The sequence below is a fragment of the Streptomyces sp. ISL-99 genome (assembly GCF_018614005.1).
Lineage (GTDB): Bacteria > Actinomycetota > Actinomycetes > Streptomycetales > Streptomycetaceae > Streptomyces > Streptomyces flavidovirens.
Genome location: NZ_JAGGPC010000003.1, coordinates 109,180 through 130,962 on the forward strand (window position 1 = coordinate 109,180; position 21,783 = coordinate 130,962).

General features: G+C 70.1%; 16 protein-coding genes. 8 read left to right on the forward strand and 8 right to left on the reverse strand.

The window, feature by feature from the left end:
* Positions 1 to 82: 82 nt before the first annotated feature.
* The 3 genes from J7E91_RS01840 to J7E91_RS01850 all read left to right on the forward strand — a co-directional run bounded on the left by J7E91_RS01840 (position 83) and on the right by J7E91_RS01850 (position 3,516).
* Positions 83 to 658 (forward strand): TerD family protein, encoded by a 576-nt coding sequence (locus J7E91_RS01840; RefSeq protein ID WP_214898500.1) that lies wholly within the window; start codon positions 83 to 85, stop codon positions 656 to 658.
* A gap of 200 nt (positions 659 to 858) precedes the next feature.
* Entirely contained in the window at positions 859 to 2,901 is a 2,043-nt protein-coding gene (locus tag J7E91_RS01845) for an NADPH-dependent 2,4-dienoyl-CoA reductase (RefSeq protein WP_214898502.1), read from the forward strand.
* A gap of 24 nt (positions 2,902 to 2,925) precedes the next feature.
* The gene (locus J7E91_RS01850) at positions 2,926 to 3,516 is read left to right on the forward strand and encodes a PadR family transcriptional regulator (protein ID WP_214898504.1); all 591 of its coding nucleotides are present in this window, start codon (positions 2,926 to 2,928) and stop codon (positions 3,514 to 3,516) included.
* A 29-nt stretch (positions 3,517 to 3,545) separates the two neighbouring features.
* On the opposite strand, the gene J7E91_RS01855 is transcribed toward J7E91_RS01850, so the two are convergent.
* Positions 3,546 to 3,761: an EF-hand domain-containing protein gene (locus J7E91_RS01855; protein ID WP_028813826.1), complete on the reverse strand. Its 216-nt coding sequence runs from the start codon at positions 3,759 to 3,761 to the stop codon at positions 3,546 to 3,548.
* Positions 3,762 to 4,201: 440 nt separating this feature from the next.
* Here J7E91_RS01855 and J7E91_RS01860 point away from each other — a divergent pair, with 440 nt between their 5' ends.
* Entirely contained in the window at positions 4,202 to 5,392 is a 1,191-nt protein-coding gene (locus tag J7E91_RS01860) for a cytochrome P450 (protein ID WP_214898507.1), read from the forward strand.
* A 159-nt stretch (positions 5,393 to 5,551) separates the two neighbouring features.
* Here J7E91_RS01860 and J7E91_RS01865 read toward each other — a convergent pair whose 3' ends face one another.
* From J7E91_RS01865 to J7E91_RS01890, 6 genes are all read right to left on the reverse strand, one after another.
* On the reverse strand, positions 5,552 to 6,736 hold the full coding sequence (locus J7E91_RS01865; protein ID WP_214898509.1) for a YncE family protein: 1,185 nt from the start codon (positions 6,734 to 6,736) through the stop codon (positions 5,552 to 5,554).
* Positions 6,733 to 7,515, reverse strand: coding sequence for a polysaccharide deacetylase family protein (locus tag J7E91_RS01870; protein ID WP_214898511.1), 783 nt, complete (start codon positions 7,513 to 7,515; stop codon positions 6,733 to 6,735). The genes J7E91_RS01865 and J7E91_RS01870 overlap by 4 nt, the downstream gene beginning before the upstream one ends.
* Positions 7,516 to 7,921: 406 nt before the next feature.
* Positions 7,922 to 8,437, reverse strand: coding sequence for an ATP-binding protein (locus tag J7E91_RS01875; protein WP_214898513.1), 516 nt, complete (start codon positions 8,435 to 8,437; stop codon positions 7,922 to 7,924).
* A gap of 258 nt (positions 8,438 to 8,695) precedes the next feature.
* A complete protein-coding gene (locus tag J7E91_RS01880; RefSeq protein ID WP_214898515.1) occupies positions 8,696 to 9,463 on the reverse strand; it encodes an enoyl-CoA hydratase/isomerase family protein in 768 nt (255 codons plus the stop codon).
* A gap of 86 nt (positions 9,464 to 9,549) precedes the next feature.
* Positions 9,550 to 10,707 carry an Ig-like domain-containing protein gene (locus J7E91_RS01885; RefSeq protein WP_214898565.1) on the reverse strand — a complete coding sequence of 386 codons (1,158 nt, stop codon included), beginning with the start codon at positions 10,705 to 10,707 and terminating at the stop codon, positions 9,550 to 9,552.
* Positions 10,708 to 10,982: 275 nt separating this feature from the next.
* Positions 10,983 to 12,194, reverse strand: coding sequence for an Ig-like domain-containing protein (locus J7E91_RS01890; RefSeq protein ID WP_214898518.1), 1,212 nt, complete (start codon positions 12,192 to 12,194; stop codon positions 10,983 to 10,985).
* A gap of 154 nt (positions 12,195 to 12,348) precedes the next feature.
* Here J7E91_RS01890 and glgX point away from each other — a divergent pair, with 154 nt between their 5' ends.
* From glgX to J7E91_RS01905, 3 genes are read left to right on the forward strand one after another with little or no spacing between them, the layout of a single operon-like run.
* A complete protein-coding gene (gene glgX / locus J7E91_RS01895) occupies positions 12,349 to 14,646 on the forward strand; it encodes a glycogen debranching protein GlgX (protein ID WP_214898520.1) in 2,298 nt (765 codons plus the stop codon).
* 43 nt (positions 14,647 to 14,689) lie between these two features.
* Positions 14,690 to 16,549 (forward strand): ABC transporter ATP-binding protein, encoded by a 1,860-nt coding sequence (locus J7E91_RS01900; RefSeq protein WP_214898521.1) that lies wholly within the window; start codon positions 14,690 to 14,692, stop codon positions 16,547 to 16,549.
* On the forward strand, positions 16,546 to 18,552 hold the full coding sequence (locus tag J7E91_RS01905; RefSeq protein ID WP_251015033.1) for an ABC transporter ATP-binding protein: 2,007 nt from the start codon (positions 16,546 to 16,548) through the stop codon (positions 18,550 to 18,552). The genes J7E91_RS01900 and J7E91_RS01905 overlap by 4 nt, the downstream gene beginning before the upstream one ends.
* A 6-nt stretch (positions 18,553 to 18,558) precedes the next feature.
* On the opposite strand, the gene J7E91_RS01910 is transcribed toward J7E91_RS01905, so the two are convergent.
* Entirely contained in the window at positions 18,559 to 19,335 is a 777-nt protein-coding gene (locus tag J7E91_RS01910; RefSeq protein ID WP_214898522.1) for an SDR family oxidoreductase, read from the reverse strand.
* Between the two features lie 308 nt (positions 19,336 to 19,643).
* Here J7E91_RS01910 and J7E91_RS01915 point away from each other — a divergent pair, with 308 nt between their 5' ends.
* Positions 19,644 to 21,671 carry a M4 family metallopeptidase gene (locus J7E91_RS01915; RefSeq protein WP_214898523.1) on the forward strand — a complete coding sequence of 676 codons (2,028 nt, stop codon included), beginning with the start codon at positions 19,644 to 19,646 and terminating at the stop codon, positions 21,669 to 21,671.
* Positions 21,672 to 21,783 lie beyond the last annotated feature (112 nt).

Consider the following 21,783-nt stretch of genomic DNA (forward strand, 5'->3'; position numbering starts at 1 on the left):
GAGCGGGCCGCGCAAGCGTTGGCGGGTTGGGCAAAGAGATCGTCAAAGGGCGCGGCCCGCGCCGGATTGAGCAGGGATCTTCATGGGTGTCAGTCTCTCCAAGGGCGGCAATGTCTCGCTCTCCAAGGAGGCCCCCGGCCTGACCGCTGTCACGGTGGGCCTGGGCTGGGACGTACGCAGCACGACCGGGACCGACTTCGACCTCGATGCCAGCGCCCTGCTGCTCGATGTCAACAACAAGGTCGTGTCGGACCAGCACTTCGTCTTCTTCAACAACCTCAAGAGCCCCGACGGCTCGGTCGAGCACACCGGTGACAACCTCACCGGTGAGGGCGAGGGCGACGACGAGCAGATCAAGGTGGGCCTCTCCACGGTGCCCGCCGAGGTCGACAAGATCGTCTTCCCGGTGTCGATCCACGAGGGCGAGAGCCGCGGCCAGAGCTTCGGCCAGGTCCGCAACGCCTTCATCCGGGTCGTCAACCAGGCGGACAACAACGAGCTCGCCCGTTACGACCTCTCCGAGGACGCCTCGACCGAGACCGCCATGGTCTTCGGCGAGCTGTACCGCAACGGCGCGGAGTGGAAGTTCCGCGCCGTCGGCCAGGGGTACGCCTCGGGCCTGCGCGGTATCGCGACGGACTTCGGCGTCAACATCTGATACGCCACCTCGGGGCTGTCCGCGCCGGCGCGTCCGGCCCGGACAGCCCGGTTCGCCGTGCGCGGCACCTTCCCACCAGTCCGACCAGTCGGTACGTTCCTGGGTGACGTGACGCAGCGCGCGAGTGTCGTCGAACTAACACGGGCATTCTTTATGCAACTTGTTGCACAACCCTCCCCGCGTCGACTACACATTGCGGCATGAGTCCGACGACTGCGTACCCGCACCTGCTGAGCCCCCTCGACCTGGGCTTCACGACCCTGCCCAACCGCGTGCTGATGGGTTCCATGCACGTCGGACTCGAAGAGGCCGAGCGCGGCTTCGAGCGGATGGCCGAGTTCTACGCGACCCGCGCCCGCGGCGGCGTCGGCCTCATGGTCACCGGTGGCATCGCCCCCAATGACCGCGGCCGCCCCTATCCCGGCGGCGCCAAGCTGACCACGCCCGAGGAGGCGGCGCAGCACCGGCAGGTGACGGACGCCGTGCACCGCGAGGGCGGCAGGATCGCGATGCAGATCCTGCACTTCGGGCGGTACGCCTACCACCCCGACCTCGTCGCCCCCAGCGCGATCCAGGCCCCCATCAGCCCGTACACGCCGAACGCCCTGACCGACGCCGAGGTCGAGGAGACCATCGAGGACTTCGTCCGTGCGGCGGGCCTCGCCAAGGCGGCGGGTTACGACGGCGTGGAGATCATGGGGTCCGAGGGCTACCTGATCAACGAGTTCATCGCCGCGCACACCAACCACCGCGACGACCGGTGGGGCGGCTCGTACGAGAACCGCATGCGCTTCCCCGTGGAGATCGTCCGCCGGGTGCGCGAGCACGTCGGCCCGGACTTCATCCTCATCTACCGGCTGTCGATGCTCGACCTCGTCCCCGGCGGTTCCTCCCTCGACGAGGTCATCACGCTCGCCCGCGCGGTCGAGGCGGCCGGCGCGACCATCATCAACACCGGCATCGGCTGGCACGAGGCCCGCATCCCCACCATCGCGACCTCCGTGCCGCGCGGCGCGTACGCCTGGGTGACGAAGCGGGTCATGGGCTCGGTGAAGATCCCGCTGGTGACGACCAACCGCATCAACACCCCCGAGAAGGCCGAGGAGCTGCTCGCCGACGGCTGCGCCGACATGGTGTCGCTCGCCCGCCCCTTCCTCGCCGACCCCGACTTCGTCGCCAAGGCCAAGGCCGGCCGCTCCGACGCCATCAACACCTGCATCGGCTGCAACCAGGCCTGCCTCGACCACACCTTCAGCGGGCTCATCACCTCCTGCCTGGTCAACCCCCGCGCCTGCCACGAGACCGAGCTGGTCCTGTCCCCCACCCGCCGCGCCAAGCGCGTCGCCGTCGTCGGCGCCGGGCCCGCCGGGCTCGCCTGCGCGGTGACGGCGGCCGAGCGCGGCCACGCCGTGACGCTGTACGACGCCTCCGACGTGATCGGCGGCCAGCTCAACATCGCGCGCAAGGTGCCTGGCAAGGAGGAGTTCAACGAGACGCTGCGGTACTTCCGCAGCCGGCTCGACGAGCTCGGCGTCGAGCTCCGCCTCGGCACCCGCGCCACCGCCGAATCCCTCACCGCCGCCGGCTTCGACGAGATCGTCCTCGCCACCGGCGTCACCCCGCGCGTCCCGCAGATCGAGGGCATCGACCACCCCAGCGTCATCAGCTACCTCGACCTCCTGCGCGACGACGCGAAGGCGGGCGACCGCGTCGCGGTCATCGGCGCGGGCGGCATCGGCTTCGACGTGGCCGAATTCCTCACCGACACGTCCACGGACGCGGACGACGCGGCGAGCCTCAGCCCCGAGGTCTTCTTCGCCCAGTGGGGCGTCGACATGGAGTACGGCTCACGCGGCGGCCTCCAGGCCCCGGTCCGCGCCCCGCAGACCCGCACCGTCCACCTCATCCAGCGCAAGGCCACCAAGGTCGGCGCCGGACTCGGCAAGACCACCGGCTGGATCCACCGCACCGAGCTCAAGCACCGCGGCGTCACGATGGTCGCGGGCGCGACGTACGACCGCATCGACGACCAAGGACTGCACCTGACGGTCGACGGCGAGCAGCGGCTCATACCCGTCGACACGGTCGTGCTGTGCACCGGACAGGAGCCGCGCCGCGAGCTGTACGACACCCTGCTCGCCGCCGGACTGCCCGTTCACCTCATCGGCGGCGCGGACGTCGCGGCCGAACTGGACGCCAAGCGCGCGATCCGGCAGGGAACGGAACTCGCGGCCACCCTGTGACGTGGACCTGCCTAGGATGCGCTCATGTCCCTCCCGTACGCCATCCTCACCGCACTGCTCGAAAAGCCGTCGTCCGGGCTGGAGCTGACCCGCAGGTTCGACAAGTCCATCGGCTACTTCTGGTCCGCCACGCACCAGCAGATCTACCGCGAGCTGGGCAAGCTGGAGGAGTCCGGCGCGATCCGGGCCCTGCCCGGGCCGCGGCAGCCGACGCGGGGACAGAAGAAGGAGTACGAGGTCCTGCCGGCCGGCCGGGGCGAACTGGCCGCATGGGTGGCGAAGATCGAGGATCCGAAGCCCATCCGTGACGCACTCCTGCTGCGCCTGCGCGCGGCAGGAGTCGTGGGTACGCAGGGCCTGGAGGCGGAGGTGCGACGCCATCTGGGGCTTCACCGGGCGCAGTTGGCGGAGTACCGCGCGATCGAGGAGCGGGACTTCGGCGACGACAGGGACAGCGAGGGCGACCGGCTGCGGCATCTCGTCCTGCGCGCGGGGATCGACCTGGAGAACTTCTGGGTCGGCTGGCTCGAAGCGGCGCGGGCGGAGCTCGCGGACATGGGCACCGGCATGAGCACCGGCACGGATGCGCGTACGGGCCCGGATTCCACGGCCTGAGTGGATTCCGGGCCCGTACCGTACGGCGGTCAGCCCTTGTTCTGGGACGCCCAGAACTCGTCGAAGGTGAGCTTGCCGTCACCGTTGCTGTCGTGGGAGTTGATCACGGCCTGGGCCACCGTCTCGGTGACGTAGGGGTCACCGAGCTGCGCCATGACGCTCTTGTACTCGACCGCCGAGATCGTCCCGTCCCCGTTGATGTCGTACCGCTCGAAAGCCTTGCGCGCCGACTCGATGTCCGCCACTGGATCCACCCCTTCTGGTACTGATCAGAACCCGCACAGATTATCGGCCCGGCCACCGGCCCCGGCAGGCGCCCGGAGGGAAGTACTTCTCCGTAAAACCTTTTCCGCGCGGGAACAGTGCATTTTCCGCCCCGGAGTGCACAGTTCCGGCCAATACCAGGGGCCACTTCGTCACTCTCTGCCGCCGGGCGATAACTTCATGGCGTCGCCGCCACACCAGGAGCACAGGGCTCCCCGGGACTAGCGGCACCAAGGGCGTTCTTCAGTGGACCTCACGACTGACGCATTCACGTTTCAGCCCTATACCCCCCGATGCCGCGTCATCTGTTCCGAGGGCAGCCATGCCCACAGTGACGCCAGGGAATTCAAGCGTCTGCGCGCCGCGCGCGATCAGGCATACGCCGTCGAAAAACCCGAAGCCTACGGAAGGACTGCGGACGATGACCGACAAGCTGCTTGATTTTCCTCTCTCGCGGCGGGGCGACGTACTTCCCGAAGAGTGTTCCTGGCTTCGCGAGCAGCAGCCGGTGGCCCGGGTACGCACGCTCACCGGGGACAGCGCCTGGCTGGTGAGCAGTTATCCGCTGGCCAAAAAGGTGCTGGAGGACGAGCGGTTCAGCCTCAGGGAGACGGCCGCTCCCGGCGTGCCGAAGCAGTACGCGCCGACCATCCCGCCCGAGGTCGTCAACAACATGGGGCACATCGACGGCGCCCGCCTGCGCGGCGCGGTGATGAAGGCACTCAACCCCCGTACGGGCAGCGGGCTGCACGGCTGGCTGCGCATCACGGCTGACCGGCTCATCGACGACCTGATGGCCTGGGGCCCGCCGGTGGACCTTCGAGCAGGGTTCGCCGACCCCTTTTCGGCAGCCCTGCACTGCAAGGTTCTCGGGGTGCCGTTCGAGGACTGGCCCCGGCTGATGTCGAGCCTGGACATCGCGTTCATGACCAGCGCGCAGCCCTTCGAGGGCTCGCAGCTCAACTGGTACAAGGACGTCGGCTACATGGTGGAGCGGCTGAACGCTCCCGCGTCCGAACGCTCGGGCCTGCTGGGAGAGCTGGCCGCGCTGCGGGAGGACGCGGGGTCCTCGCATCTGACGGACGAGATGCTCGCCACCGTCGCCGCCTCGCTGTTCGGCGCCGGCGCGCTCTCCACGTCCGCGTTCCTGGTGCTCGCCGTGCTCGCGCTGCTGCAACGGCCGGAGCTGATCGGTTATCTGCGCGACCACCCGGACCGGATGGGCCGCGCCGTCGACGAGCTGCTGCGCTGGAACCTGTCGATCGGCGACGGTCTGCCCCGCCTGGCCCTCACCGACGTACAGCTCGGTGACGTGCTCGTCCGCAAGGGCGAACTGGTCCTTGTCCTCGTCGAAGGCGCCAACTTCGACCCGGAGGTCTTCGAGGACCCCGAAATCCTGAACCTGAACCGCGAACACAACCCGCATCTCGCCTTCGGCGGCGGCAAGCACTTCTGTCCGGCGTCGGCGCTGGGCCGCGCGCACGCGGAGACGGCGCTGGCCGCGCTGGTGGACCGGATGCCGAGGCTGGGGCTCGCGGTCCCGGCGGAACAACTGGTGTGGCGTACGGGCTTCATCAAGCGGCTGCCGGAGCGGCTGCCGGTGCTCTGGTAGGGGGCCGGGGCACGTAACGGGGGCTCTTTCGGCCCCGGACCCCGCTCTCAACGCCGGAGGGGCTGGTTTGGCTTGGGCCGCAGCGGCCGCACTGGAGTCTCCAGTACAGCAATCGCTCAGCCCGTCCGGTGATTGAGGTGGAGAGCAAGAGACCTCGCGTCAGCGGAAGATGCCCGTGTGGCCCAGTGAGTAGCGGCCCGGCTGCGGGTACACCGCGAGGCCGTGCGGGCCGCCGCCGACCGGGATGCGGGCGAGCTGCCTGCCGGTGGTGGTGTCGATGGCGTACACCTCCGAGTCGTAACGCCCGGACAGCCACAGCACCTTGCCGTCGGCCGAGACACCGCCCATGTCGGGGCTGCCGCCGTCAGGCAGGTGCCACTTCTTCGTCAGCTTGTTCTTCTTGAAGTCGAAGACGGAGACGGACCCCTCGCCCCGGTTGGAGACGTACATCTCCTTGGAGTCGCGCGAGACGTAGAGGCCGTGGCAGCCCTTGCCCGTCGGCAGCAGGTCGGGGGTGGTGAACTTCTCGCCGTCCAGGACCCACATGCCGTGCGCCATCATGTCGGCGATGTAGATCGTCTTGCCGTCGGGCGAGATCTTCACGTCCTGCGGCATCGCGCCCTCGAACGGCAGCTTCTGCTGGCCGATGACCTCCATCTTCTCGGTGTCGACCTTGAGGAGCTCGCCGGAGAACTCGCAGGAGACGACGAAGTACCGGCCGTCGGCGGAGAAGTCCGCGTGGTTGACGCCCGCGCAGGTCACCGGGACGGTCTTGACGCGGTCCATGGTGTGCGGGTCGCGGAAGACCAGTTCGCGGTCCATCGACGCCATGACGACGGCGTACTTGCCGTTGGGCGTGAAGTAGAGGTTGTACGGGTCGTGCACCTCCACCGGTTTGCCCACCGCGCCCGTGGCCGGGTTGATCGGCGTGAGGGTGTGGCCGCGGTTGTTGTTGACCCACAGGGTCTTCATGTCCCACGACGGCACGACGTGCTGCGGCTGGACACCGACCGGGATCGTCTTGATGACCTTGTACGTCTTGGGGTCGATCACCGACACCGTGTTGGAGTTGGTGTTGGGGACATAGACGCGGGACGGGAAGTTCTTGACGACCGGCGACAGCTTGTTCGGCCGGTCGGCGGCGTACACGTCCTTGGGGTCGAGCACCGGCGGCATCCCCGGCAGCCCGGCGGGCGCGGTCTTCTTCACCTCGGCGGGCGGCGCCACGCCCTTGGTGCCGTGCCCCGCGGCGGGGCCGTTGTCGTCGGAGTCGGCGCAGCCCGCGAGGGCGGCGAGGAGGGCGCCGGCGAGCAGCGCGGTCGTACGTCGAATGAGCGTCGTCATCGGGTCAGCAGCTCCGTGGTGGTCACCGCGCGCAGGCCGCGGCGGTCGAGTTCGTCGAGGAGGGCGGGCAGGGCGGCGACCGTGTCCGCGTAGCCGAAGTGCAGGCTCACCACGGAACCGTTGCGGATTTCCCCGCTGATCTTCCGGGTGACGGCCGGGGCGCCGGGCGAGGTGAAGTCGAGCGAGTCGACGTCGTACGACAGGACGTGCGGGTAGCCGGCCCGGTGCGCCAGCCGCTGGACGAGCGGCGTGGCGTACCGGGTGCGCGAGGGCCGGAACCAGGTGCCGATGGAGCCGGTGAGCCGGCGCAGCCGGTCCGCGCAGCCGCTGATCTCGGCGTACGCCTCCTCCTCACCCATGGCGGAGATGGCGAGGTGGCGCTGGGTGTGGTTGCCGAGGTCGTGGCCGCCGTCGATGATCCGGCGGGCGAGCCGCGGGTGGGCGTCGAGCCAGCTGCCGACCGCGAGGACGGTGACGCGGGCGCCGGCCCGCTCGGCCTCGGCGAGTACGGCCTTCGCGGTGGCCGGGTCGCCCTGCCCGTGGAAGGTGAGGGCGACCCGGCGGCGGTCGCGCGGGCCGTGGGTGATCTGGACGGGCAAGCCGGGGAAGCGGTGCGGGGCGGGGGCCGGGCGCGGCGCCGCGAACGGCACCGGGGCGGGCGCGGGTGCCGCGGAGTCCGCGTCGCAGCCGGTGGCGAACGCTCCCGCGACGGCCGCCCCGGCCGCTCCGGCTCCGGCGCGCAGCACGCTGCGGCGGCATGTCAGGGTCACGCGCCCCATTTAAGGGGTAATGCGAGCAAAAGGTAATGATTGAGCCAATTCGGGCTTAGCGGGTCGCCGAGGCCGAGGCGCCCAACTCCTACATCCGGTATGGATTCACTCACCCTGACCCATATTTATGCGGCCATTGCCAGGTGAGTGGCTCATCTCACCTGCGATTCATCACAAGAATGCCCGGCCTTGCGGCGTTTGACCCAGGGCGGGCTTTTGGCACCCTGCTCACCTGTCTGCCATAGTCGGTGCCACGACCCCCATTGACCCGGGCCAGGTCGTCATCACAAGCGGCCGTGGATCACACCCCCCCGTTCCACGGCGCTCCACAAAAGCCCCCGAAGTGCCGCACCCCGGCCTGCAGGGGGCTTTTGTGCATGCCCCAGCTTTTGTGCATGCTCAGCTTTTCTGAAGGTCAGCGCTCGGCGATACGGTCACTGACCCGCATCTCGAACCAGGTGGTCTTGCCGCGCGGCAGCAGATCCACGCCCCACCGGTCGGAGAGCTTGTCGACGAGGAAGAGCCCGCGGCCACTGGTGTCGAGTTCATGCACGGGCATCAGACAGGGCAGGCCGCGCGACGGGTCGCGCACCTCGATCCTTATCCAGCCCCTGCGGCGCAGCATGCGCAGTCCGAAGACGCGGGCGCCGGTGTGCCGCACGGCGTTGCCCACGAGTTCCGAGACGAGCAGCACCGCGTGCTCGGCGGTCTGCGGGGAGAGCTGCCACTGGCGCAGGACCACGCAGTGCGTGAGCCGCCGCGCCGTGGCCGCCGACTCCGGACGGGAGGGCAGCCGTACCTCTTCGTCGGTCGGATTCCCGTACAACTCCACGGCTTTGAACGCCTGTTCGTCCTCAATAGCCGGTGTCCACCGCGCGGCAGTCGCGCTGCCGCGCGGCCGCGGTTGCTCCACACCCTCCAGCCCCGCCATGCCCCCATCATGGCCGTCCGAAAGGCCGCCCGGGGCCGTTCCGGGGGATTCGGTCCCTCGGAACCACCCCGTCCGAGGGTACGGGTTGGCATATGCCGGTGGCAGAAAATGCCCCGCCGCACCCCAACTGACCTGCGGTTGACGGCGCGCACGACTGATCACGAAGCCGTCGCGACAAGGTCCCCTTCAGGCTGCGTTAAGGCCGGGTTAATCCGCCCGGGAGGAGTACCCGCCAACTTTGCGCCAACTTGCCGACGCTCAGAGGAACTTGGCCTTGCCGGGGCCCTCGTCGACAAAGCTGCGCATGCCCCGCTCCCGGTCCTCGGTGGCGAACAGCCCCGCGAACCAGTTGCGTTCGATGGCCAGCCCGGTCTCCAGGTCCGTCTCAAGACCGGCGTCGACGCACTCCTTGGCCGCGCGCAGCGCCATCGCGGGGCCCTGGGCGAGCTTCGCGGCCCAGGCGTGCGCCTGCTCGTACACCTCGGCCGCCGGCACCACCCGGTCGACCAGGCCGATGGCCAGCGCCTCGTCGGCGCGCACGTGCCGCCCGGTGAAGATCAGGTCCTTGGCCCTGGACGGGCCGACCAGCCGCGCGAGCCGCTGCGTGCCGCCCGCGCCGGGGATCAGGCCGAGGAGGATCTCGGGCTGGCCGAGCTTGGCGTTGTCCCCGGCGATACGGAAGTCGGCGCACAGGGCGAGCTCGCAGCCGCCGCCCAGCGCGTAGCCGGTGACCGCGGCGACGACGGGCTTGGGGATGCGGGCGACGGCGGTGAAGGAGTCCTGGAGAGCCCTGGAGCGTACGACCATCGCCGCGTGGTCCATCGCCTGCATCTCCTTGATGTCCGCGCCGGCGGCGAACACCTTCTCGCCGCCGTAGAGGACGACGGCGCGCACGTCGTCGCGCCGGGTCGCCTCTTCGGCGAGCTCGCGCAGCCGGTCCTGGGTGGCGATGTCCAGCGCGTTCATCGGGGGACGGGCCAGGCGGATGGTGCCGACGCCCTCGGAGACTTCGAGATTCACAGTCATACGAGCGAGGTTAGCCCCCGTTAACGACAACGGACCCGGTGCGCTCCATCACAGTGCACCGGGTCCGTACGTACGTACTGCGCGTGTTACTTCTTCCACTCCGCCCAGGACATGTTCCAGCCGTTGAGGCCGTTGTCCGGCTGGATCTGCTTGTCGTTGGAGTTCTTCACGACGACCACGTCACCGAGGATCGAGTTGTTGAAGAACCAGGCGGCCGGAGCATTCTTGTCCCACCCGCCCCTCACGTCCCGCAGACCCACGCAGCCGTGGCTGACGTTCGCCGACCCGAAGGTCCCGGCGCCCGCCCAGTAGTTGCCGTGGATGAAGGTGCCGGAAGTCGACAGGCGCATCGCGTGCGGTACGTCCTTGATGTCGTACTCGCCGCCGAAGCCGACGGTGGCGCCGTTCATGCGCGTCACCGTGTACTTCTCGCTGATGACCATCTGGCCGTTGTACGTCGTCGTCGACGGGGCGCCCGCGGTGATCGGGACGGTCTTGAGGACCTTGCCGTCGCGCTTGACCGTCATCGTGTGGGCCTTGGCGTCCACGATGCTGACCTGGCTGCGGCCGACCGTGAACTTCACCGTCTTCGACTGCTTGCCGTACACGCCCGGCCGGCCCTCGACGCCGTCGAGGTTCAGCTTCAGCGTCACCTTGGTGCCGGCGGCCCAGTACTTCTCGGGACGGAAGTCGAGGCGGTCGTTGCCGAACCAGTGGCCCTCGACCGGCACCGACGGCTCGGCCGTCACCTTGATCGCCTTCTCGACGTCCTCCGGCTCGGTGATGCCACGGCTGAAGCGCAGCGAGACCGGCATTCCCACGCCGACCGTCGAGCCGTCCTCAGGCGTGAAGTAAGTGACGAAGGTGTTCTTCGGTACGAGCGTCGTGAAGGTGGTGTCCTTCGCGGACTCACGGCCCTCGGAGTCCTTCGCGATCGCGTGGACCTTGTACTTGGTCGCGGCGCCGAGGTGGTGCGCCGGCTCCCAGGAGGTGCCGTCCCCGGTGATCTTTCCCTCGACCTCGTTGCCCTTGGTGTCCTCGACCTTGACGGACGTCAGCCTGCCGTTGTCGGCGCCGATCTTCAGCGCCCCGCTCGTGGCGACGTTCTTCGCCTCGTCCTTGGGCACGATCGTCACCACCGCCTGCGACGCCTTGGTGTCGCCGGCCTTCCCCGCCCCGGCCTTCCCGCCCTTGCCGCCGCCGGAAGCACCGCTTCCCGCGCACGCCGTGACGAACAGCAGCATCGCCCCCAGCAGCAGAGCCAGCAGTCCCGGGCCCCCGCGCCGAGATCCGCGCCCCCACCGCGCTCCGGCCGATGTCCCCGGTACCGGCTGCCTTTTCACGTGTTGTTCTCCCCTCGCACGGCCTGGCCCCAGCCATGGCCCGCACCCCCACGCGCAGCAACCGCGCGCCTGGTGAATGGTAATCACACCGGGCGTTTCGCCGACTCCCCGTGTATGTCACCATTCGGTCCCAAGTGGCTGTGAGACCGGTGCGGGCCGTGCAGGTCAGCGAGGGGTCACCGGAGAGCGGAGCCGGCCTTCCAGCGGTTCCAGTCCATGTTCCAGCCGCCGAGGCCGTTGTCGGGAGCGACCTTCCGGTCACGGGAGTTCACCACTTCCACCACGTCCCCGACGAGCGTGCGATCGAAGAACCAGCCGGCCGGGGTGTCGGGGCTGCCGCCCTTCACATCGCGCAGCCCGATGCACCCGTGGCTCGTATTGACCGATCCGAACGTCTCGGACGGCGCCCAGTAGTTGCCGTGCAGGAAGGTCCCCGAAGCCGTCAGCCGCATCGCGTGCGGGACATCGGGGATGTCGTACTCGCCACCGAAGCCGACGGTCCTGCCGTCCATGCGTGTGACGTCGTACAGCTCGGTGACGACCATCTTTCCGTTGTACGTCGTGGTCTTCGGCGCGCCCGCGCTGACCGGCACCCTCACCGGCTTCTCGCCGTCGCGCCGTACCACCATGGTGTGCGCCTCGGCGTCCACCGTCGACACCTGGGAGCGGCCGACCGTGAAGCCGACCTCCTTGTGCTGGATGCCGAACACGCCGGGCGCCGCCTCGACGTCGCGCAGTCCCAGGTCGACGCTGACGCGGGTGCCCGGCTTCCAGTAGGTGCGCGGCCGGAAGTCGAGGCGCTGGGCGCCGAACCAGTGGCCGGACACTTCCACCGGCGGCTGGGAGCTGACCTTGATGGCGCGTTCGACGGCGGCGCGGTTGACGACGGCACGGTTGAAGGAGAAGGACACGATCATGCCGGTGCCGACGGTCGAGCGGTTCTCCGGCTTGAAGTAGCCGATGAAGCGGTGTTCGGGGACGGCCGTGGTGAACGAGGTGTGCCGGGCGGAGCGACGGCCGTGGCCGTCGACGGCGACCGCGTCGACCGTGTACTTGGCGGCCAGCCGCAGCGTCCCGGCATCCGGCCGCCAGCTCAGCCCGTCGTCCGCGATCCGGCCCGTGACCTCGTGCTGGTCGGCGTCCTCGACCCGTACGACCCGGACCCGCTCCAGCCGCCCGTCGGGGACCTTCACTTCGATCCGGCCGTCCGACCGGACTCCCTTCGCGCCGTCCTCGGGAACGATCCGGATGGCGTCCCTGGGGGAGCGCGGCTTCCCGCCGAACAGCGGTTCGCCGTCGGCCGTGCACCCGGCGAGCCCGGCGACGAGTGCTGCCCCTGCCAGTGCGGCGGCCAGGGCCGCCCGCGCGCGTCTCACTGCGTCTCTCACGTCCGGCCCAACGACCGCCCCCCTCCAGGGGAAACGTGAGTACGACCCCTGTTCCGGGCAGAACAGGTGGGAGGACCGCGCGAGGGGGCCACGGCCGGGACGCCGTACGGTCTCAAGGATCCGCCGGTCCCAACGAGCCGCGGGAGGCTTACAGGTGTCCAGCGCACCCGAGCAGGAGGCAGTACACGAGGCGGTGCGGGCAGCGGTGCCCGAGGCGGTGAACGACAGCCGCCCGGCGCCCGTACCCGCCCCGGCCGCCGTCAACGGGCGGCGCCCGGGCCACGACCGGGGCGGGCCGCCCGTCTGGCCCGGCGCGCCGACTCCCTTGGGGGCGCGCTTCCGTGTCGGGCCCGACGGTGTCGCGGGCACGAACTTCGCACTGTGGGCGGGCGGGGCCGAGGCCGTCGAGGTGTGCCTCTTCGACGAGGACGGCACTGAGACGCGCTGCCGGCTGACCGAGCTGACGCACGAGATCTGGCACGGCTTCCTGCCGGGCGTCCGCGCGGGGCAGCGCTACGGCTTTCGTGTGCACGGCCGCTGGGACCCGTGGACCGGCGCGCGCTGGAACCACGCGAAGCTGCTCCTCGACCCGTACGCGCGGGCCGTGGACGGCGACTTCTCCCTCCCCGGTGAGGTGTACGGGCACGTCAGGGACTGGCCGCAGCAGAACGTCGCGGACACGGTGCGCGACGACCGCGACTCGGCGCCGTACGTCCCCAAGGGCGTGGTCGTCCACGACGACGCGCCCGACGACGACTGGGTGGACGACCGGCGGCCCAAGACGCCGTGGGCCGACACCGTCATCTATGAACTGCACGTACGCGGCTTCACCAAGCTGCACCCGGGCATTCCGGAGAAGTTGCGCGGTACGTACGCCGGGCTCGGGCATGCGGCGGCGATCGGGCATCTGAAGCGGCTGGGGGTGACGGCGGTCGAGCTGCTGCCGGTGCACCAGTTCGCCCACGAGGACCACCTGCTGCGGCGCGGCCTGCGCAACTACTGGGGCTACAACTCGATCGGTTACTTCGCGCCGCACGCGGGCTACGCGGCGTCGGGCACGGCCGGGCAGCAGGTCGGCGAGTTCAAGGAGATGGTACGGGCCCTGCACGCGGCCGGTATCGAGGTCATCCTCGACGTCGTCTACAACCACACGGCGGAGGCGGGCGAGCTCGGGCCCACGCTGTCGCTGCGCGGCATCGACAACCGCGGCTACTACCGCCTCCAGAACGACGCCAGGCGCTACGCCGACTACACGGGCTGCGGGAACACCCTGCACGTCGTACAGCCGAACGTACTGCGGCTGATCACGGACTCGCTCAGGTACTGGGTCACCGAGATGGGCGTGGACGGATTCCGCTTCGACCTGGCGGCGGCCCTCGCGCGCTCGATGCACGACGTCGACATGCTGTCGCCGTTCCTCGCGGTGATCGCGCAGGACCCGGTGCTGCGGCGCGTGAAGCTGATCGCCGAGCCGTGGGACGTGGGCAACGGGGGCTATCAGGTGGGCGCCTTCCCTCCCCTGTGGACAGAGTGGAACGACCGCTACCGGGACGCTGTACGGGACTTCTGGCGGGGCGCGCTGCCGGACGTGCGGGACCTGGGCTATCGCCTTTCCGGGTCGAGCGATCTGTACGCGTGGGGCGGCCGTCGCCCGTACGCCTCCGTCAACTTCGTCACCGCGCACGACGGCTTCACGCTGCGGGACCTCGTGTCGTACCACCAGAAGCACAACGCGGCGAACGGCGAGGGCAACCGCGACGGGACGAACGACAACCGTTCGTGGAACTGCGGGGCCGAGGGCGAGACGGACGACGCCGGGGTGAACGCCCTGCGGCGGCAGCAGCTGCGCAACCTGGTGACGACGCTGCTGCTGTCGACCGGCGTTCCGATGCTGGTCGCGGGCGACGAGATGGGGCGGACGCAGGGCGGCAACAACAACGCGTACTGCCAGGACAACGAGGTGAGCTGGATCGACTGGTCGCTGCTCGACGACCCCGGCTGGCGGGAGCTCTTCGGGCTGACGTCGCGGCTGCTGGCTCTGCGGCACGCGCATCCGGTGCTGCGCCGGCGCGCGTTCTTCTCGGGCCGGCCGCAGGCGGCGGACGGGCTGCGCGACCTGGCGTGGTTCACCCCGCGCGGGGAGGAGATGACGCAGGAGGACTGGTACGCGCCGGCCTCGACCGTGGGGTTCTATCTGTCCGGCCGCGACATTCCAGGACGTGACGCGCGGGGAGCGAAGATCACGGACGACAGCTTTCTCGCCGTACTGCACGCGGGGGAAAACCCGGCGACTTTCGTGCTGCCGGGACCGCCGTGGGCGCGGACGTACGAACTGGTCGTCGACACCTCGCGGGAGAGCCAGGAGGAGGGGCCGGGGACGGTGCATCCGGCGGGTGGGGCGCTCACCGTGCCGGCCAGATCGGTGCTGCTGCTGAAGGCCAGTACGGCTTAAAACAAGTGAGCGCTGTCAGTGGTGAACCGTACGCTCGATCCTGATGACCGGAACGGATGCACCCACCAAGGAACGATCGGCCGTACGTTCACTGCTGCGCCTGTGGCCTTACGTGCGCCCGGTCCGGACACGCCTGGCCTGCGCGGCGTTCGTCGCGGTGCTGGCCTCGTGCCTGGGCCTGGTCATCCCGCTCGTTCTGAAGTGGATCGTGGACGGCCCGGTCGCGGACCGGGATCCGGGCGGGGTGTGGCTCGGTGCGCTGTACCTGCTGCTGCTCGGGCTCACGGAGGCGGCGCTCTTCGGGCTCCGGAGGTGGCTGGTGGCGCGGCCGCTCGCCGGGGTGGAGGCGGCGATGCGCGGCGATCTGTACCGGCATCTGCAACGGCTGCCGGTGGCCTTTCACGACCGGTGGCCGTCGGGGCAGTTACTGTCGCGCGGGACGACGGATCTGATGCTGCTGCGGATGTTTCTCGCGTTTCCGCTGACGTTTCTGCTGGTCAACGGGGTGACGATTCTGGTGGGCTTCGTCATCCTGCTGCAACAGCAGTGGTCGCTGGGGCTGGTGCTGCTGGCGCCGGTGATTCCGCTGGTGATCCTGTGCCATGCGTTCGAGTCGAAGTACTCGCTGGTCGCGCGGCGTTCCCAGGACCAGGTCGGTGATCTGACGACGGTTGTCGAGGAGAGCGTGCTCGGCATCCGCGTGATCAAGGGGTTCGGCCGCCACCGCAGTCAGGCCCACGCCTTCCGGAAGCTGTCGCTGACGCTGCGGGGCACCGAGCTGACCAAGGCGCGGCTGCTCGCGTGGATCTGGGCGGTGATCACCGCACTGCCGGAACTGGCCGTCGGCGCGGCGCTGGTGCTCGGCACGGTCCAGGTCGCCGACGGCGAGCTGTCGGCGGGCACACTGGTGGCGTTCCTGTCGACGGCTCTGGCGCTGCGCTGGCCGGTGGAGTCGATCGGCTTCCTGCTCGCTGTCAGCCAGGACGCGGCGACGGCGACGGAGCGGTACTTCGAGGTGATGGACGCGAGGGAGGAGGCGGAGGGAGATACGCCGCCGCCGTCCACGCAGCCGACGCCCACATCGGCGCCTCGCCCGTCGGCTCCCCCGTCGGTTCCCCCGTCGATTCCCCCTCGGGACGGGATCGTCTTCGACGGGGTCGAGTTCCGTTACCCCGACGCGCACGACGACGCGCCGCCCGTCCTCGCGCACATCGATCTGCACGTACGGCCGGGCGAGACCATGGCCCTTGTCGGAGCCACCGGCAGCGGCAAGACGACGCTCACCACGCTCGTACCGCGACTGCACGAAGTGACGGGCGGTCGGATCACGCTCGACGGGAAGGACATCACGTCCATACCGCGCGAGCGGCTGCGGGAGCTGGTGTCCGTCGCGTTCGAGGAGCCCACGCTGTTCTCGGCGAGCGTCGGGGAGAACGTCCTGATGGGAGCGGGCGACGGCGACGGCGAGGCGGAGCTGGTGCGGGCCCTGGACACCGCGCAGGCCGACTTCGTACACCGGTTGCCGCAGGGCACGGCCACGCAGGTCGGCGAGCAGGGGCTGAGCCTGTCCGGCGGGCAGCGGCAGCGGCTCGCGCTGGCCAGAGCGGTGGTGGGCAGGCCGCGCTTCCTTGTGCTCGACGATCCGCTGTCGGCGCTCGACGTGCACACGGAGGCGCTGGTGGAGGCGGCGCTGCGGCGCGTCCTGGCGGACACCACCGCGCTCGTCGTCGCGCACCGTCCGTCCACCGTGCTGCTGGCCGACCGGGTGGCGCTGCTCTCCGGCGGCCGCATCGCGGCCGTCGGCACGCACCAGGAACTGCTGCACAGCAGCGACGAGTACGCCTGGCTGATGTCCGGGACGGGCGACAGCGGAGCCGTCAGCAAGAAGGGGGACACCGCATGACCACCACCGCGGACGGCCGAGCGGACGGCCAGGCGGACGACCGGGAGGACAGCCAGGCGGACGACCGCAATGGTGGCCAGGCGGGCGCGGACAACGACCCCGCCCCGAAGCCTCAGGCATATGCGCAGCGCGAGCCCGCGGCAGGGTCAGCCGACGTCGCTGAGGGTGCCGATGCCTCGGGTGGGGGTTTCGGGGATGGCGGTGGGCGGGGTGGTGATCCGTTTGACCGGGACGCGTTGCCCGCGGCCCGAGGGGCGACGGGGGCGCTGCTGCGCTCGCTGTTGCGGCCCCGGCGGGGCCGGGTGGCCGTCGCCACGCTGATCCTGCTGCTCCAGCAGGCGGCGGTGCAGGCGGGCCCGCTGCTCGTCGCGTACGCCATCGACCGGGGCGTACCGGCCCTGCGGCGCGACGACTTCGGGCCACTGATCATCGTCGCGGCCGGCTATCTGCTCTGCTCGGTCGGCGCGGGCCTGCTCCAGTACGCCTTCATCCGGCTCTCCGCCCGCGTCAACCAGGACGTACTGCTCGATCTGCGCGGCAGGATCTTCCGGCACGCGCAGGCGCTGAGCGTCGACTTCCACGAGCGGTACACGTCCGGGCGGCTCATCTCCCGGTCGACGACGGACGTGGAGTCACTGCGGCAGCTGCTCAGCGAGGGCCTCCAGGAGCTGATCGGTGTCATCCTCTCCTCCGTCTACATCTGCGCGCTGCTGCTGTATCTCGACGTGGGCATCGGCGGGCTCGCGGTGCTGTCGTTCGTACCGCTGTATCTGCTCATCCGGCGCTACCGGCGCCGGGTCTCCGTCATCTTCGGCAAGCGGTCGACGGCGATCGCCGCCGTGATCGTGAAGTTCGCGGAGACGATGAACGGGATCCGGCCGGTACGGGCGTTCCGGCGCGAGCGGGCGAACGACGCGGAGTTCCACGCCCTCAACCACCGCCACGAGCGGACGAACGGCGACGGCCTGCTGGAGATGGCCCAGTACGTCGTCGGCTCACGGCTCGTCGCCAACACTGCGGTCGCCGCGATGGTGCTGTGGGGCGCCTACCAGGTCGCCGACGGCAGCCTGGAGCTCGGTGTTCTCGCCGCGTCCGTGCTCTATCTGCGGCGGCTCTACGACCCGATCGACCGGCTGGGGATGTTCCTGAACTCCTACCAGTCGGCCGCCGCTTCCCTGGAGAAGATCGCGGGCCTGCTCGCCCAGGTCCCGAGCGTCCGCGAGCCGGCCGAGCCGCGTGAACTGCCCCCGCTCGGCGGTGGCGGGCCGGGTCGCGAAGTCGTCTTCGACGGCGTCAGCTTCGCCTACCGCACCGGCGGCGAGGTCCTCCCGCGCTTCAGCCTGACGCTGCCGGCGGGCCAGACCGTCGCCGTCGTCGGCTCGACGGGCGCCGGCAAGTCGACGCTCGCGAAGCTGCTGGCGCGCTTCTACGACCCGACCGAGGGCCGCGTCCTGCTCGACGGCACCGACCTGCGCGACCTCACCGTGCCCGAACTGCGGCGTGGGGTGGTGATGGTGACCCAGGAGGCGTTCCTGTTCTCCGGCACGGTCGCCGAGAACATCGCCATCGGCCGCCCCGACGCCACCCGCGAGGACATCGAGCAGGCGGCGAAGGCGATCGGCGCGCACGACTTCATCAGCGGTCTGCCGGAGGGGTACGACACGGACGTACGCAAACGGGGTGGCCGGATCTCGGCGGGGCAGCGGCAGCTGGTCGCCTTCGCCCGCGCGCTGCTCGCCGACCCCGCCGTGCTGATCCTCGACGAGGCGACGTCGTCCCTGGACGTTCCGGGCGAGCGGGCGGTGCAGCGGGCGATGGACACGGTGCTGCACGGGCGTACGGCGGTGGTGATCGCGCACCGGCTGTCGACAGTGGAGATCGCCGACCGGGTGCTGGTCATGGAGCACGGCCGCATCGTCGAGGACGGCTCACCGGCCGAACTCATCGGTGGTACGGGGCACTTCGCCGGCCTGCACCGGGCCTGGCGCGACAGCCTGGCCTGACGCCGCTCACAGCCGTCCCGCCTTCGCCCTCCCCTCCAGGTACTCCTCGAACGTCACTGTCCCCACGGCCCGGTCAGGAGCCAGGATGCCGCCCGCCCGGAACGCCCGGAAGGCCTTGCCCGGCAGCCGCACCGGCACGAGCCGCCGGCGCCGCCCCGCCGCGCGCAGCGTCGACGCGGCGAGGTCGCGGGCCTCGCGCACCTCGGGCCCGCCCATGTCCGGCACCCGCCCGGACGGGGCGCCCTGGGCCAGCTCGGCGAGCCGCCCGGCGACCTCCGTCACCTCGACCGGCTGGAAGCGCAGCCCGGCCGGCACCAGCGTCACCGGGAGCCGCCGCTGGACGAGGGTCATGGTGGCCACCAGGTCGTGGAACTGTGTGGTGCGCAGGATGGTCCACGGCAGTCCGGACGCCTCGACGAGCCGCTCCGCGGCGAGCTTCGAGTTGTAGTAGGGGAAGGGCACTCGGTCCACGCCCACGATCGAGATGTACACCAGGTGCGGGGTGCCGGCCCGCCGCGCGGCCTCGATCAGCCGCCGGGTGGTCGCCACGTCGTTACGGGCGTTCGTGGCGCAGTGCACGATCGTCCCCACGCCCCGCACCGCGGCGTCGAGACCCACGCCCGAGGCGAGATCGCAGACGGCCCACTCGTACGGGCGGTCGTCGCTCCCACGCCGGGGGCGGCGGCTCATCGCCCGTACGGCCGCACCGTCCGCCAGCAGCCGCTCCACCACGGGGCGTCCCAGCGTGCCGGTGGCACCCGTGACCAAAACCGGTTCGTCCATCGTTACGTTTCCTTCCGTCCAAGGCGCGTTGAAAACTGGTCAGTTCGCCAACATCATCGCTCTTCGGTTCCTGGCGCCGCCGGACGCCGGTACAGCGTTGTGGTGACGGCCCGCCAAACGTCCGCTTAACGAACATGGCTATTCGGACAACGGACGATTTCCGGCCAACTTCTTGACGCGCTCCTGACAGCAAGTGCTCACTGCTGCCACTCTTCCCCCGTTCCGCGCTCCACCTTGCCAGCTCCGCACGGCTCTGCCCGGGCAGCCCACCCAAGCCGCCCGCCACCCCCCTTGCAGAAGGAGTTCGCGTGAGATCCACGCCCAGACGACGTGCCACCGCGACCGGCGCGCTGCTGACCGCAGCGGCACTGCTCACCGTCGGCGTACAGGCCGGCACCGCATCGGCCGACGATCCCTGGACCGCCGCCCCGAAGACAGCGGCAGCGGGGAAGGCCGACCCCGGCGCCCTGCCCGCGAAACTTTCCCCCGCCCAGCGCGCGGAGTTGATACGCGAGGCCAACGCCACCAAGGCGGCCACCGCCAAGGAACTCGGCCTCGGCGAGAAGGAGAAGCTCGCCGTACGCGACGTCGTCCAGGACCGCGACGGGACCACCCACACGCGGTACGAGCGCACGTACGACGGACTCCCCGTCCTCGGCGGAGACCTCATCGTCGCCGAAACCAAGGCGGGCCGGACCGAGGGCGTGACCAAGGCCTCCAAGGAGCAGCTCAAGTCCGTCGACATGAGCGCCGAGGTCGCACCGGCCGTCGCGGAGAAGCAGGCGCTGGGCGCCGCGAAGGCCGAGGGGTCGAAGAAGACCGAGGCCGACCGCGCCCCGCGCAAGGTCGTGTGGATGGGGCAGGGCAAGCCCACGCTGGCGTACGAGACGGTCGTCGGCGGCCTGCAGCACGACGGCACACCGAACGAGCTGCACGTCGTCACCGATGCCTCCACCGGCAAGAAGATCTTCGAGTGGCAGGCCATCCACAACGGCACCGGCAACACTCAGTACAGCGGCCAGGTGACGGTGGGCTCCGCCCCGTCGTACACCCTGACCGACACCGGGCGCGGCAACCACAAGACGTACAACCTCAACCGCGGTACGTCGGGCACCGGCACCCTCTTCTCGGGCCCGGACGACGTCTGGGGCGACGGCACTCCGCAGAACCTGGAGACCGCGGGCGCGGACGCGGCGTACGGGGCGGGCCTGACCTGGGACTACTTCAAGAACGTGCACGGCCGCAGCGGCATCCGCGGTGACGGCGTCGGCGCGTACTCGCGCGTCCACTACGGCAACGCGTACGTCAACGCCTTCTGGTCGGACGCCTGCTTCTGCATGACGTACGGCGACGGGGCGAACAACACGAAGCCGCTCACGTCGATCGACGTCGCCGCGCACGAGATGACGCACGGCATCACCTCCAACACCGCCGGCCTCGTCTACAGCGGCGAGTCGGGCGGCCTCAACGAGGCGACCTCCGACATCTTCGCCGCCGCCGTCGAGTTCAACGCCAACAACCCCAAGGACGTCGGCGACTACCTGGTCGGCGAGAAGATCGACATCCGGGGCAACGGGACGCCGCTGCGCTACATGGACAAGCCGAGCAGGGACGGCTCGTCGAAGGACGCCTGGTACTCGGGCATCGGCAGCATCGACGTCCACTACTCGTCCGGTCCGGCGAACCACTGGTTCTACCTGCTCTCCGAGGGCAGCGGCGCCAAGACCGTCAACGGCGTCAGCTACGACTCGCCGACCTCCGACGGTCTGCCGGTGACCGGCATCGGCCGGGAGAAGGCCGCGCAGATCTGGTTCAAGGCGCTCACCACGAAGTTCGGCTCGTCGACCAACTACGCGGGTGCGCGCACCGGCACGCTCGCGGTCGCCGGTGAGCTGTACGGCACGACCAGCGCCGAGTACAAGGCCGTCGCCGACGCGTGGGCCGGCGTCAACGTCGGGACGCGGCCCGGTGGCGGCGACCCGGGGACGGGGACGTCGTTCGAGAACACGACTGACGTGGCCATCCCGGACAACGGGGCGGCGGTCACGTCTTCCGTGACGTCCACCAAGACGGGGGCGGCGCCCAGCACGCTGAAGGTGGGCGTGGACATCGTCCACACGTGGCGTGGTGACCTGGTCGTCGACCTGCTCGCCCCGGACGGTACGGCGTACCGGCTGAAGGGCTCCAGCGGGTCGGACTCCGCGGACAACGTCAAGGAGACGTACACGGTCAACGCGTCGTCCGAGACGGCGAACGGTGTGTGGAAGCTCAGGGTGCAGGACGTGGCGGCGCAGGACACGGGTTACATCAACAGCTTCAAGGTGACGTTCCCGTAGTAACGCGGGGAACGAATTGAGCGGCCCCGGGGGAACACTCGTTCCGCCGGGGCCGCTCGGCGTGCAGGGCTTTTTCCCCTACCCGCCCCTTCCCGAGCTTGGGCTCCGCCCC

Coding starts and splice junctions, on each gene's coding strand:
- J7E91_RS01840 (WP_214898500.1), top strand. CDS start 83: ATGGGTGTCAGTCTCTCCAAGGGCGGCAATGTCTCGCTCTCCAAGGAG.
- J7E91_RS01845 (WP_214898502.1), top strand. CDS start 859: ATGAGTCCGACGACTGCGTACCCGCACCTGCTGAGCCCCCTCGACCTG.
- J7E91_RS01850 (WP_214898504.1), top strand. CDS start 2,926: ATGTCCCTCCCGTACGCCATCCTCACCGCACTGCTCGAAAAGCCGTCG.
- J7E91_RS01860 (WP_214898507.1), top strand. CDS start 4,202: ATGACCGACAAGCTGCTTGATTTTCCTCTCTCGCGGCGGGGCGACGTA.
- J7E91_RS01865 (WP_214898509.1), bottom strand. CDS start 6,736: ATGACGACGCTCATTCGACGTACGACCGCGCTGCTCGCCGGCGCCCTC.
- J7E91_RS01870 (WP_214898511.1), bottom strand. CDS start 7,515: ATGGGGCGCGTGACCCTGACATGCCGCCGCAGCGTGCTGCGCGCCGGA.
- J7E91_RS01875 (WP_214898513.1), bottom strand. CDS start 8,437: ATGGCGGGGCTGGAGGGTGTGGAGCAACCGCGGCCGCGCGGCAGCGCG.
- J7E91_RS01880 (WP_214898515.1), bottom strand. CDS start 9,463: ATGACTGTGAATCTCGAAGTCTCCGAGGGCGTCGGCACCATCCGCCTG.
- J7E91_RS01885 (WP_214898565.1), bottom strand. CDS start 10,707: ATGCTGCTGTTCGTCACGGCGTGCGCGGGAAGCGGTGCTTCCGGCGGC.
- J7E91_RS01900 (WP_214898521.1), top strand. CDS start 14,690: ATGACCGGAACGGATGCACCCACCAAGGAACGATCGGCCGTACGTTCA.
- J7E91_RS01905 (WP_251015033.1), top strand. CDS start 16,546: ATGACCACCACCGCGGACGGCCGAGCGGACGGCCAGGCGGACGACCGG.
- J7E91_RS01910 (WP_214898522.1), bottom strand. CDS start 19,335: ATGGACGAACCGGTTTTGGTCACGGGTGCCACCGGCACGCTGGGACGC.